Below are 12,797 nucleotides of genomic sequence, written 5' to 3' on the forward strand. Positions count from 1 at the left end.
CCCCGAGCCCGAGCACGATGAGCGGATAGGTCACGGCGTTCGGGATGAGCCGGCGCAGCACGTCGGTCACCACGGCAATCACCAGGGCCACTCCCAGAATCGTCCACAGTGCAGGCTGAGCAGGTGTCATTCGGCACCTGCTCCCATGGGAAGCAGGCGACCCCCATCAAACAATGGAGGCCTGGAGCCCGTCAATTCCTGAACAAGGCCATCGCACCGTGGGGTCCTGCGTCATCCGCGTCTCAGTGGATGACGAGGCGGATCTTCTCACTGCAGATGAAGTACTCGTCCCCGTCTTCAACCTTGCGGCGCTTGATGCGCTGCTTGTTGAACCAGGTCCCGTTCGAGGAGCCGAGGTCCTCGATGTAGAACTCGCCGCCGTCGCGGGCAATGACGGCGTGCTCGCGCGACACCTTGCCGGAGTTGATGACGAAGTCGCAGTGCTTGCCGCGGCCGATGACGTAGCGGTCCTTGACGATCTTCTCCTGCTCGCCGGACTCCAGGACGAGGTAGAGCGACGCGCCCTCCTCCTCGTCCGCCTCCTCCATGGGCTCCTCTTCGGCCTCTTCGGGAGCCTCGTCCTGCATGTCGTCGAGCGGCGGATCCTCCTGCTCCGGCAGGGGCTCCTCCTCGTCCTCGATCATGTCGTCGGCGGAGGGCGGAGGCGGCTCGTTCTTGCCCTTGATGAGCCGCTCCAGCTCGGCGGCCGTCTCCAGGACGCGCTCGGCGACCTCGCGACGCACCGGATCATTGTCCAGCCCGTTGGAGGAGGGACGCTCCTCCGGCGCGTTGCGAGCGGCGGGGCGCGAAGCCGGCGCGGGCGCGAGCACCGGCGGCCCACCCTTGGCGGCGGCGGCCGGGGGTGGCGCGGCGGCAGGACGCGCAGAAGGCGCGGGCGACGGCACGGCCGCCACCGCGGGCTCCCCCTTCGTCTTCACGTCGATGAAGCCGTTGAGGCGCGCGAACATGAACAGCGCCTGGTTGATGAGCGCGTCGCGATCCGACCCCATCTGCTGGGCCATCTCTTCGTACGTCTCCCACAGGTGCTCGGCGATGCCGACCTTGCGTGCGGGACGGGAGTTCTGATCGATCATCGGTCTTGGCTCGGGAAATGCTGGACGCTGGGGACGATAACAGCTCCGGCCGGGCGCGCCCAGTTACTGGAACGCCCGGAGATACGTGAGGTTGTCCACGTTGTCGCTGATCGACTCCAGGGCCACCTGGAGGATGCCGTCCGCCGAGGGGTACGCGAGGAAGGCCAGGCTGGCGCCGTCCACGTCCGTGGCCACCACGGAAGCAGGCAGGGTGTAGACCGCCAGGTTGCTCGTCGAGCTGGTGTCCACGCCGAAGACGAAGCGGCGGAAGCGCGGCAGCAGCGTCACCACGAAGCGGTCGCCTGGGTTCAGCCGGTCCGAGGCTCCGATGTTCGGAGTCAGCGTGAGCGTGAGCGGCGCGGGCGCGTAGGTGGTGGGCGACTTGGGCGGGTCCAGCCCCAGGTCGAAGCCGTTCGGGTGGTAGTAGTAGTCCAGGAAGCTGGAGACCGTGTACGCCTCGCCGACGTTGAGCCGCTGCACGAACGTGTCACTGCTCTCCAGGCCCGAATACAGCAGGTAGGGCTTCACGGTCGCTCCCGCGCGCACGGAGAAGTTCGGATACGAGGCGCAGGCCTGCGCCCCGGCGGCGACCTCCTCATTCGACAGGTCCGGGTAGAGCCGGGTGAGGCCGTTGCCCTGGTCCTCCAGGCGGAGGATGGGGATGATCGTCGAGCAGGCGCCCGCGTTGTTCTCCAGCACGATGGAGTCCCCGGGCACCACCCCGCGAGCCGTCGCCAGGTCCGTTTCGATGAGGAGCTGCGGGTCCTCCACGGTCAGGTCGCGCCTGAGGCCCACCAGTCCAGGCAGCTCGCCCTGGAAGACGAAGCGGTACGTGCCGCCAGGCACCGTCCCATTGCAGAGGAACGCCGTGGCGTTGGTCGCGTCCACCTGGGGGCAGCCCGGCTCGATCGCGGTGATGGCGCCCTGGACCTGCTCCGTGCGCGCAAGCTCGTTGCTGTCGCGCAGCTCCGCGGTCACCGACGCGCTCAGCGGCCCGTCGGTGGGGTGACGGTCCAGGTTGAACGCGCGCCGCTCGTCGGCGCGGAACAGGGTGATATCCCCATTGGACGACGGCACGATGCCCAGCAGCGGAATGGTGTTGATGTAGGCCACGCTGTCCGACAGGAACTCGCGGACCTGCAGGTCCGCGCGCAACGTGAGGCCCGTGGGCAGGCCCCCGGACGGCTTCAGGGTCAGCATGGGCGCGCCCGTGACGTCCCGGGCGAGCACCGGCGCCGCGGACGGCACCAGCGGATCCGGCCCGTTGTCGAGCGCGATGACGCCCTCGCAGTCCGACGAGTTGCACGTCAGCTCATCCAGCACCACGTAGACGTAGCGGCCCGCGGGCCAGGTCTCGATGCAGATCGTCGTACCGTCGTCCTGGCTCTTCTCCACACTGCCCTCTGGGCACTTCCCAGCCACCTTGTCTTTCCTCACCTCGTAGCTGGGGTGCGTGGCCACGAGCCGCGCCGGGATGTCCACCAGGTCCGTGTACGTGGGCACCACGTAGGGCGCCGGACGCGGCCGCTTGTACGGAATCTCCACGGAGGCCCCGTCCGCGACGACGCGCACCAGCCGGCTGGTGCCGGACACGTTGCGGATGGCGACGACCAGCGAGTCCGCCACGTTGGCCCGCGCGGGCAGCGTGATCAGGGACATCACCGTGTCCGCCGGCTTGAGGCAGAAGACGGGAAGCGCGGGCGGCAGCGCGGCCGCGTCGAAGCCCTCCGGCCCGGGCAGTTCCTGGCGCATCACCACGCCGCCGCCGAAGGGGCCGCAGAGCTGCTCGGCGGCCTCCGGACGCGTCTGGAGCGCGTAGTACAGGACGCTCGGTGCGCCCTCCGCCACCGGCGCGTGCGCGGCGAAGGCGGTGATGAGCTGGCCGGTCGCCAGGCGCGTCACCTCGTTGAGGCGCGCGGGGTTCGCGGCCACCACGGAGATGCCACGGCCGCCGGAGCTGCGCGCGTAGATGTACGGGCCGGACACGTCGTGGCCGCTGGAGTCGTAGCCCACGTCGCGCGTGAGCGAATCGGGCCGCGCGATGACGGGGATGGCCAGGGGCTCCAGCGGGTTCGGCGCGGGGAGGAACTCACGCGGCGAGCGCGTCAGGTCCAGCACGCGCAACTCATCCCGGTCCTGCGACGTGACGAAGACGAGCTGGTTGGAGAGCACCACGTCGTACGTGCCGGACAGACCGGCGGCGCCCGCGGTGGAGGTGGTGTCGGAGCACGCGAGCGCGAAGCTCGCGCCGCTCAGCAACAGGGCAGCAAGAAAGCCGCGCTTCAAGGTCAGTTCTCCTGGCACACGCTGGTGCCCTGGTTCGGATCGCGCTGCTGCTGCGTGCCCAGCTTCGCCACCACCCGCGCATCCTGGGGACGCGCGAGGTCGGGGATGTCCACGATGGCCACCTGTCCGTCACCGAAGTTGGTCACGAACAGCCGCGCCGCGTTCGTCCCGGCCGGGTTGTCCACCGTCAGCCCGAAGGCCTGCGACGGGTTGCTGGTCTGGTTGAGGGAATTGACGAGCGGCACCTGCGCCACGACCTGCCCGAGCGCCTCGTCGTAGAGGGACACCGCGCTGTCGCCGGTGCTCGTCACCGCGATGATGTTGGTGTCCGCGTTGGACGTGCCCGGCGTGCGCGAGACGAGCTGCATGTCGCTCACTCCGTCGGGCATGGGCACCGCGGAGACCACCCGGAAGAAGGGCTGGGTGGCGGCGGCGCCCGGCACCGCGTCGTACTCGAAGTCGATGGTGAGCAGCGTGTCGGGGCCGCGCGCCAGCATGTACAGCCGCTCGCGCACGAAGTTCGGACGCGCCGCCAGCTCCGCCGCCGTCACCGGCCGGGGCACGACGCGCGCCGCGCGCGCCTCGCGGATGCGGTACTCCGACTGCAGCGCGGGCTCCAGGATGATGCCGGGCTCGTTCTTGTCCACCAGCCGCAGCACGAAGTTGCCGGCCACGGTGCCGCTGATGCCGGCCACGAAGTTGCGGCCCGTCACGTAGAGGTAGCCCGCGCCCACCGTCACGGAATCCGAGCCGCCGTAGAGGTAGCCCTCCGGCGACAGCGGGATGAAGCCCAGCGTGTCACGCGTGGGGTTGTCCAGCTTCACCGTGGCCAGGTAGTTCTCGAAGTTGGTGCTGGACTTCGCGGGCGAATCCGCCGCCTCCGAGTGCGTCACGTACAGCGTGCCGCTCGCGTCATCCACCGTCACGCCAATGGGCGACGGCGCGCGGGGCAGGCCCGAGCTGCCGCTACTGAGGGACGCCGGGATGTCGTCCGTGAGCGACAGCGCGCCGTTGCGGCAGTCCACGCCGCCCTGCACGCAGGTGAGCACCGGCGCGCCGTTGGCCTCAAAGGTCACATCCACCGCGTTCAGGTTGTTGCCCTCCGCGCGCGAGGGTACGAACAGGCGCGGCAGCCCGTTGGCCGGGTTCACCCACATGCCCAGCTCGCCCGCGAAGCTGCGGATCTGCACGAGCGATTCGTCCGCGGACGCCAGGTCCTCGAAGGCGAGCGCGGAGTCCGGAAGCGCACTGCCCAGGTGGGGGAGCGTGACCGCCTGCCCGTCCACCTGCGTGCTCAGTGTGTCCAGGTTCAGCGCCACCACCGAACCGGAGTCGTAGCAGTTGTCGAAGTTGGCGTTCGCGACGAAGAGATAGCCGTTGCTCGCCGAGGGCCCCCCTGCCGCCGGAGGGCGCCAGAACGCCACCCCGCTGGGGTACACGAAGCGGGTGGACGGAGGCGGGTTCGGTTCAGATTCGATCGAACACGCCCCGAGGAGCAGCAGCGCGGGGGTCAGGAAATGGAGGCGCATCAGAGGGGGGCGGAGTGTAGGAACGGCGCCCCGCCCCGGGCAACTGAATAGGGCTGCCGCTATTCCCGGCCGCTCTCCCGCTGACATCCGAACCCCGCACGGAAGCCGTGCGCCGCTCCCCTGGCGGGGGAACGGGCACGCTCCGGCGGTGAAACAGCGGTCAGGCCTCAGGCCGCCGCGGCGGTTTCCGCCTGGATCTTGGAAAAGTCCGCCACCTGGTTGAACAGGGCGCCAATCTCCGTGAGGAACCGGATGCGGTTCTCCCGCAGGTCCTTGTCCTCGGCCATGACCATCACCTTGTCGAAGAAGGTGTCCACGGCGGGCTTCAGGCCGGTGATCTCCTTGAGCGCCCCGGCGAAGTCATCCGCGCGCACGTGCTCGCCCACCTTGGCGCGCGCCTGGGTGAAGGCGGTGTGGAGGTTCTTCTCCGGCTCGTCGGTGAAGCGCTGCGGGTTGGTCTGCCCGCCGGCCACGTCCTTGCCCTGCTTCTCCACGATGTTGACCACGCGCTTGAACGCCGCGGCCAGCGGCTGGAAGTCCGAGTGGCCCACGAGCAAGCTCAGGGCCTCCAGGCGCTTCTTCGCCGCGACCAGGTCGTCGAAGCCCACGGCCAGCACCGCCTCCACGACGTCCGTGCGGTACTGCTCGCCCCACAGCGCCTTGAGGCGGCCGCGGAAGAACTCCAGCACCTGTTCACGCGGGGCCGCTTCGCCCGGCTTGCGCTTCACGTTGGCCAGCTTCGGGGCCAGCAGGCGCAGCGCCTCATCCACCGCGGCCGACAGGCTGAAGCGGTAGCCGCGCCCCAGCACGATGCGGATGATGGACAGGCACGCGCGGCGCAGCGCGAACGGATCCGCCGCGCCCGACGGCGCCTTGCCGATGGCGAAGATGCCGCACAGCGAGTCCAGCCGGTCCGCCAGGCCGATGAGCGCGCCCGCGTCGTGCGACGGCAGCGCGTCCTCGGCGCCGCGGGGCAGGTAGTGCTCGAAGATGGCCAGCGCCACCGCGTCGGGCTCGCCGCCCGCGCGCGCGTACTCGCGGCCCATCACGCCCTGGAGCTCCGGGAACTCGCCCACCATGCCGGTGACGAGGTCCGCCTTGGACAGCGTGGCGGCGCGCTCCACCGTGGCCGCCTCCCCTGCCCTGCCCGTGGCCTGCGCGAGCCAACCCGCGAGCGCACGGAAGCGCTCCACCTTCTCCAGGTACGTGCCCAGTTGGCCCTGCCACACCACGCGGCCCAGCTTCTCCACGCGGTCGGACAGCGGCGTGCGGCGGTCCTCGTCGAAGAAGAAGCGGCCATCCGCGAGCCGCGCGCGCAGCACGCGCTCGTAGCCACGCAGGGACAGCTGCGCGTCGCGCACCGGCGTGTTGGACACGGCGATGAAGCGCGGCAGGAGCTTCCCCTGCCCGTCCAACAGCGAGAAGTAGCGCTGGTGGCTCTTCATCTCCTGCACCAGCACCTCCGGCGGCAGGTCCAGGTGGCGCGCGTCGAAGCTGCCCACCACGGGGTTCGGCAGCTCCACCAGGTTCGTCACCTGGTCCACCAGGCCCTCGTCCTCCATGAGCTGCCCGCCTGCCGCCTTCGCCGCGGCGTGCAGCTTTTCCACGAGTGCCGCGCGGCGCTTGCCGATGTCCGCCAGCACGTGCGCCTTCTCCAGCGCGGACTCGTAGTCCGCGGGCGTCTTCAGCGTGATGGGACCCGGCGCGAGGAAGCGGTGGCCATAGGTCGTCCGTCCGCTCTTCACGTCGCCGAGCACCACCGGCAGTTCCGTGTCGCCCAACAGCGCGACCAGCCACTGCACCGGGCGCGCGAAGGACGTGTCCACGTCACCCCAGCGCATGGACTTGCGGAAGTTGATGCCGTGCACCGCGGCGTGCAGCGCATCCTGGAGGATGGCGTCCGCCGGGCGTCCCTTCTCCTCCACGCGCGCGGACACGTACTCGCCCTTGGCGGTCGTCGTGCGGCCGAGCGCGTCCACGGTCAGCTTGAGCCCTTCGGCGAACTTCTCCGCCGCCTTGGTGGGCTTGCCCTGCGCGTCGAAGGCAGCCTTGGCGCTGGGCCCCAGGACCTCCTTCGTCACGTCCTCGCCCGAGTCCGCCACGTCGCGCACGAGGATGGCCAGCCGGCGCGGCGTTCCGAAGGTGCGCACATCACCGTGCTTCAAGCGCGCGTCGGCCATGCGCTCGGTGAGCACGCGCTTCAGGTCCTCCAGCGCGGGCACGATGAACGACGCCGGGATCTCCTCGGCACCGATTTCCAGGAGCAGGTCACGCGCCACGGGCCACCTCCGTCTTCTCCTTCTTCTCCACCGGCTTGTTGAGCTGCACCGTCTTCCAGTAGTCGCTGGCGGGCTTGCCCTCCAGCACCGGCGGCTGCTCCCCCACCGTCCACGGCGTCTTCGTCAGCGGGAAGCCCAGCCGCTCGCGCATCTGCAGGTAGCCCTCCGCGCACAGGCGCGCGTTGTCACGCACGCGCTTGATGAAGCTGGCACGCTCGGTGACGGAGATGGCGCCGCGCGCATCCAGCAGGTTGAACGTGTGCGAGCACTTCAGCGCGTAGTCGTACGCGGGCAGCGGCAGGTGGCGCTCGATGAGCCGCTTGCACTCCTTCTCGTACGCGTCGAACAGCGTGAAGAGCATCTGCGGATCCGACTCGTGGAGGGCGTACTTGCTCATCTCCACCTCGTTCGCGTGGAAGACCTCGCGGTACTTCACGCCCTTGACCCACTCGATGTCGAAGACGCTCTCCACGTTCTGGAGGTACCTGGCCAGGCGCTCCAGCCCGTACGTCAGCTCCGCGGCCACGGGGCGGCAGTCGAAGCCGCCGCACTGCTGGAAGTAGGTGAACTGCGTCACCTCCTCGCCGTCACACCACACCTCCCAGCCCAGGCCCCAGGCGCCCAGCGTCGGCGACTCCCAGTCGTCCTCGACGAAGCGGATGTCGTGCTCCAGCGGGTCCAGGCCGATCTTCCGCAGCGACTCCAGGTACAGCTCCTGGACGTTCTTGGGCGCGGGCTTGAGGATGACCTGGAACTGGTGGTGCTGGAACAGGCGGTTCGGGTTCTCACCGAAGCGGCCGTCGGCGGGGCGCCGCGAGGGCTGCACGTAGGCGACGTTCCACGGCTCGGGACCGAGCGCGCGCAGGAACGTGTAGGGGGCCATCGTGCCCGCGCCGACTTCCGTGTCGTACGACTGGGTGACGATGCATCCCTTGTCGGCCCAGTGCTTCTGGAGCGTGAGGATGAGGTCCTGGAAATACATGATGGCGAGTCCTTCTCGCAGTGCGTCGAAGGCGGAGGCGGAGGCGGAACGCGGCGGACCCTAGTGAGGGGGTCCAGGAGCGTCAAGGACGGCCATCAGTCCGAGTAGGCCGGGAGGTCGGCCAGTCGAATCTGCAGCTTCGTCACCTCGCCCGGACGGATGGGAGCGGACAACAGCTTGCTCGTTCCGCCAGGGTCCTGCGGGTCCACCACGCGCAGACGGTAGGTGCCCACGGGGAGTGGGAACTTCGTCAGCGGGGACGTCCCCAACTGCGTGGCGCCGTCGAACACCGCTGCGTTCTTCGGCACCGTGTAGAGCGTCAGCCAACCCAGGCCCGCCTTCGCCGCGCCCTTCGCGGTGGTGGTGTCGAGCACCTCCGGGTTCTCCGCCTGCGTGACGGTGGTGACGGGCTCCGGGGGCCGCACCGAGGGCTCGGGCTTCGCGGGGCGCGGGTCCACCTTCGCCACCGTAGGCTTTTCCGTCGTGGCGGCCGGAGCGCTGGGGGCCGGCTTCGGCTTGCGGCCACCCTTGCCCGCGGGCGTCTTCTTCGGGTCGACGGGCGTCGCGTCCACCACGGGTTCGGGCGGGAGCGGGGGCGGCGTCTCCACTTCCGGAGCCTTCTCCGGCTCGGGGGTGGTCTTCTGGGCGAATCCTGGCGGAGGACCGGAGGGCTTCGGCGGCCACTGTCCGTTCGCGGCGGGGTCCACGGGAGGGGCCGGATCCAGCTCCGCTTTCACCCACTGCTTCACGGAGTCAACCGCGGGCATGAACACGCGGCGCACGGGCGCGAGCGTCAACAGGTAGCCCACGCCGCCCAGGATGAGGAGCAGGAACAACCGCATGCCCCAGCCGGAGCCCTCACGGGCGGGCTTCGCCACGGGGGGCGCCTCAGCGACCTCTTCCTCAGCCTGCTGGGAGGGCCGCGCGGAGTTCCGCGCCGGACGGGCCCGGAAGCGCTGCGTCTGGAGATCGCTGGGCGGATCCATCAGCCCATCGTCCTGGGGCGCACCGCGGGCCTCGGCGGGTTCGGGCCGCGCGATGGGACGCGCCCGCGAGGGACGCACGGCATCCGCGGGAGGACGGATCACCCGGGGAATGGGCGCCGCGTCGGAGGCCGCAGGCCGCGCCGCTCGCGGCGTCACCGTCGGCGTGTTGACGCGCGAGGCGCGGGCTTCGGCGGGTTCCGTGGCGGGACGCGGTGTCGCACGCGGGGCGGGCGTCGCGGATTCGGCCGCGGGGCGGCGGACGGGCGTGGGCTTGAAGGACGCGGCGACATCCGGCGGCGGGGCATCCGCGTGCGGTGACTTCACCTGCGCGGTGGCCGCGGCGGCGGCTTGATCCGTGCCCTCCTCCGCCTGGAGCGCACCGGCGGCCTCGCTGACGCGGGCGTCCTCGGCGCGGCTGGCCAGCTCCAGGAGGGTGCGCGTCTTCTGGCGCTTCTCCTCGAAGAGCTCGCCCATGACGGCGGTCATCTGGTCTTCATCGAACAGCTCGGCGCCCAGCGTGGCCTCGATGGCGCGCGCCATCTCCCGGCAGGTGCCGAAGCGCTGGGCGGCATCGCGCGACAGCGACTTGAGCACCACCGCTTCCATGGCCTCTGGCACGGCCGGGTTGAGCGAGCGCGGCGCGGGGATCTCCCCGTCCACGATCTGCATCATCACGGCCGCCTCGCCCGGCGCGTTGAACAGGCGCTGTCCGGCCAGCAGCTCGTGGAGCATCACGCCCGTGGAGAACTGGTCGCTGCGGCCATCCAGGTCCCGGTTGCGCACCTGCTCCGGGGACATGTACCCGCTGGTCCCCTTCACGGTGCCCACCTGCGTGCGGCCCAGCTTGCCGCGCGCCTTGGCGATGCCGAAGTCGATCACCTTCACGACGCCGTCGTAGGTGAGCATCACGTTCTTCGGGGACACGTCGCGGTGCACCACCGCCACGGGGCGGCCCGACGGATCCATGAAGTGGTGGGCGTAGTGCAGGCCCAGGCACGTGTCGCGGATCACGCGCGCGGTAAAGCCCAGCGGCAGCGCGTACTTGCGCCGCTCCGCCATCTTCACCACCTGCTCCAGGTTCTGGCCGGGCAGGAACTCCATGGCGAGGTACAGCTCACCGTCCTCCTCGCCCAGGTCGAACACCTGTCCGATGTTCGCGTGCGAGAAGGCCGCGGTGATGCGCGCCTCGTCGAGGAACATCTTGACGAACTGGTCGTCCTTCTTGATGTCGGGGAGGATCTGCTTCACCGCCACGAACTTGCGAAAGCCACCGGGGCCGGAGGTGAACGCGAGGAACAGCTCCGCCATCCCTCCCATCGAGAGTCGAGTGAGAATCTCGTACTTTCCGATGCGCCTCCCCCGGTCGGGATCTTCTCCGGCGCCACCCTGGGTGCTCATGGCGGGGCGGATGTTACCCGCCATGCCTCCCCAGGTCGATGATCGTCTTTCCAGACATGCCGCCCACCTGCGCCAGGAGCCCTGGGAAAGCGGTTTAGGCGCCGAACCGCTGGCGCCGCACGCCGAGCATCCATCCCTCAAGCGCGGCCACGGCCGGCGGTTGTGGCTCCAGAGGCAACACGGAGGCCGCATCCGCCGCGTCGAGCACGGCGAAGGCGCGCGTCACCTCCCGTTGCCACTGCTCGCTGAGCGCATCGGTCAGCTCGATGCGCTCACCGCGCTGCTTGCGCTCCACCAGTTCGCCGGCTTCGACAAAGCCATACGGTTCCAGCAGGACGGTGACGTCCGTCTCCACCTCGCCCGTGCGCAGCGCATGCGTTCCGGTGAGCGTGGTGCGCAGCACGTACAGCAACTTCTTCACGGAGCGGAATCCGCTCTTCTCCCACTCGCGGAACTGCCCCTGCGCGAAGCCGCGGTAGTGCCGGTGGATGCGCCGCGACAACACGGCCCGCACCCGAGGCCGCAACGTCTCCAGCTCCGGCAGGGCCCGCACGGTGATGGCCCCCAGCACCCGCTCGATGTAGTTGCCGTTGCCCTGGAGGATACCCAGCAGCACGGGCTGCAGCTCGTTGGACGAGTAGTCCACCTCCACGCCCTCCAGCACCTCCAGCCGTTCCGCCGGAACGTGCCGGGGCTGGAGGCCGAGGAGCGCGGCGGTGGGCGCGATGTGGATGGCCTTGAGGTCCAGGTCGCTGTCATGCGACGGGAAGCCGTACGCATGCGCGCCGGACAGCGAGATGACCAGGTGCTCGCGCTTGAGGGACTCATCGTCCATCACGCGGTCCGCCATCCGCTCCTGATGTTCCGTCACCCTGCCCTTCATTCCGTCCCTCCTTCCAGTGCCGGGGCCTCCGGCGCATCACGGCCCAGCGGTCCGGGCGTCTTCAAGACCCAGCGCCGAGCCACTTCATCTCCCACCCGCCGCAACAGCCGGTCCGCGCGGGCGTAGTCCGGATGCTCCGGCAGCCGGCTCTCCCGGTGCGCGGCCTCCAGCTCCGGCGCCATCGCCTCGGCGTCGCTCAGCACGTCCTCCAGTGGCACCTGTCCGCCCTTGATGTCGAGCAGCCGCGCCTTCAACGCCCCGCTCGCCTCGAACGTGGGCGCCCCGTCACGCAGCCAGCCCGTCGCCAGCGCCACCAGCCGCAGCAGGTTGTAGGCGTTCTTCGGCCGCAGCTCCCGTGCGGACGGAGGACGCTGACCGCCACCGCGCGCGTACGCCGTGAGCGCCGCGAAGTCGTTCGCAGCGAGCAGTCCCTGGTCCCAGAGCGAGCGGTAGAGCTGCTTGACGTACGTCTTCGCCGCGAGCACCGCGTCCTCGGGCGTGGGCGCGGCGCGGGGCGACACGGCGGCCAGGCGCCGGGCCACCTCATCCAGGTCCGGCGTGGGCTCCTCGCACAGCCACGCGAGGAGCAGATCGCGGTGCTCGGCCAGCCGCTGGCTGCGGGTGAGCTTGTCGAGCTGGCTCATCGCGTAGCGCCCGAAGCTGCCGAAGATGGCCTTGGAGACAAACGCCTCGCGCGCCTCCAGCACCCACGTGCCCAGCTCGTCCACCGGCGTCGCGCCTGGGACGAAGAGCGTCTCCAGCGTGTTCGGATCCGCGCGCAGCGCCTGCTCCACCGTCTTGCGGACCTCCCAGTACGTGGTGCTCCCATCCGCGCTCACCAGGTCCTGCGGCGGCTGCCCCAGGCCCAGCGTCCACGGCAGGGGCAGCGCGAAGACACCGCGCACGTCCACGTCGGAGCGCTCGTCCGCGAGCCCCCAGGCATGACTGCCCACGCGCGTCTCCAGCACCACGCACGGCCGCAATGCACCCCAGGCGGCCTCGCGCCGCTGGGCGAACTGCACCTGGCCCACGCGCCGGGGTACCAGTTCATCGCGCGCGAACCACACCTCGCCCACGCCGACGATCTGCACGTCGAAGCCGCCGTCATGCGCGCGCACCACCCGGCCCACCACGCCCTGCGGGATGCGGCGCCCCGCGGACGCCACGCGCTCCACGCGCGTCGTGACCTCGGTGCCATGCGGCAGGGGCACCGACAGCCGGTCGATCTGCTCCAGCCCCCGGACCCGAGCCGTGGGGGAGGAAGAGGTATCTCGGATGTCACTCATCGGTCCCTCCTGGATGGGATGGTGGGCAACGGTGGACGCAGTGAAGCACGCGAGCCTGACCCGGCACGGCGCTT

General features: G+C 70.2%; 8 protein-coding genes. All 8 read right to left on the reverse strand.

What is annotated here, in order from left to right; genetic code table 11:
* Positions 1-242 precede the first annotated feature (242 nt).
* Entirely contained in the window at positions 243-1,094 is an 852-nt protein-coding gene (locus D7X32_RS24545) for an FHA domain-containing protein (protein WP_120605006.1), read from the reverse strand.
* Positions 1,095-1,157: 63 nt separating this feature from the next.
* Positions 1,158-3,380 (reverse strand): hypothetical protein, encoded by a 2,223-nt coding sequence (locus tag D7X32_RS24550; RefSeq protein ID WP_147450248.1) that lies wholly within the window; start codon positions 3,378-3,380, stop codon positions 1,158-1,160.
* A gap of 2 nt (positions 3,381-3,382) precedes the next feature.
* The gene (locus tag D7X32_RS24555; RefSeq protein WP_120605008.1) at positions 3,383-4,909 is read right to left on the reverse strand and encodes a YncE family protein; all 1,527 of its coding nucleotides are present in this window, start codon (positions 4,907-4,909) and stop codon (positions 3,383-3,385) included.
* 167 nt (positions 4,910-5,076) lie between these two features.
* Positions 5,077-7,188 carry a glycine--tRNA ligase subunit beta gene (gene glyS / locus D7X32_RS24560; RefSeq protein ID WP_120605009.1) on the reverse strand — a complete coding sequence of 704 codons (2,112 nt, stop codon included), beginning with the start codon at positions 7,186-7,188 and terminating at the stop codon, positions 5,077-5,079.
* The gene (glyQ, locus tag D7X32_RS24565) at positions 7,178-8,170 is read right to left on the reverse strand and encodes a glycine--tRNA ligase subunit alpha (protein WP_120605010.1); all 993 of its coding nucleotides are present in this window, start codon (positions 8,168-8,170) and stop codon (positions 7,178-7,180) included. Before glyQ ends, glyS begins: the two co-directional genes overlap by 11 nt.
* Positions 8,171-8,265: 95 nt before the next feature.
* Entirely contained in the window at positions 8,266-10,464 is a 2,199-nt protein-coding gene (locus D7X32_RS24570; protein ID WP_439329018.1) for a protein kinase domain-containing protein, read from the reverse strand.
* Positions 10,465-10,648: 184 nt separating this feature from the next.
* Positions 10,649-11,437, reverse strand: coding sequence for a nucleotidyltransferase domain-containing protein (locus D7X32_RS24575; RefSeq protein WP_171447365.1), 789 nt, complete (start codon positions 11,435-11,437; stop codon positions 10,649-10,651).
* A complete protein-coding gene (locus D7X32_RS24580; protein WP_120605011.1) occupies positions 11,434-12,723 on the reverse strand; it encodes a DNA polymerase beta superfamily protein in 1,290 nt (429 codons plus the stop codon). The genes D7X32_RS24575 and D7X32_RS24580 overlap by 4 nt, the downstream gene beginning before the upstream one ends.
* Between the last annotated feature and the right edge of the window lie 74 nt (positions 12,724-12,797).

Origin of the sequence: Corallococcus carmarthensis (genome assembly GCF_003611695.1) — a bacterium.
GTDB classification, from domain to species: Bacteria; Myxococcota; Myxococcia; order Myxococcales; family Myxococcaceae; genus Corallococcus; species Corallococcus carmarthensis.

Excerpts from the sequence above, each read along its gene's own strand:
- D7X32_RS24545 (WP_120605006.1), bottom strand. The coding sequence starts at position 1,094 with ATGATCGATCAGAACTCCCGTCCCGCACGCAAGGTCGGCATCGCCGAG.
- D7X32_RS24555 (WP_120605008.1), bottom strand. The coding sequence starts at position 4,909 with ATGCGCCTCCATTTCCTGACCCCCGCGCTGCTGCTCCTCGGGGCGTGT.
- glyQ (WP_120605010.1), bottom strand. The coding sequence starts at position 8,170 with ATGTATTTCCAGGACCTCATCCTCACGCTCCAGAAGCACTGGGCCGAC.
- D7X32_RS24570 (WP_439329018.1), bottom strand. The coding sequence starts at position 10,464 with ATGGCGGAGCTGTTCCTCGCGTTCACCTCCGGCCCCGGTGGCTTTCGC.
- D7X32_RS24575 (WP_171447365.1), bottom strand. The coding sequence starts at position 11,437 with ATGAAGGGCAGGGTGACGGAACATCAGGAGCGGATGGCGGACCGCGTG.
- D7X32_RS24580 (WP_120605011.1), bottom strand. The coding sequence starts at position 12,723 with ATGAGTGACATCCGAGATACCTCTTCCTCCCCCACGGCTCGGGTCCGG.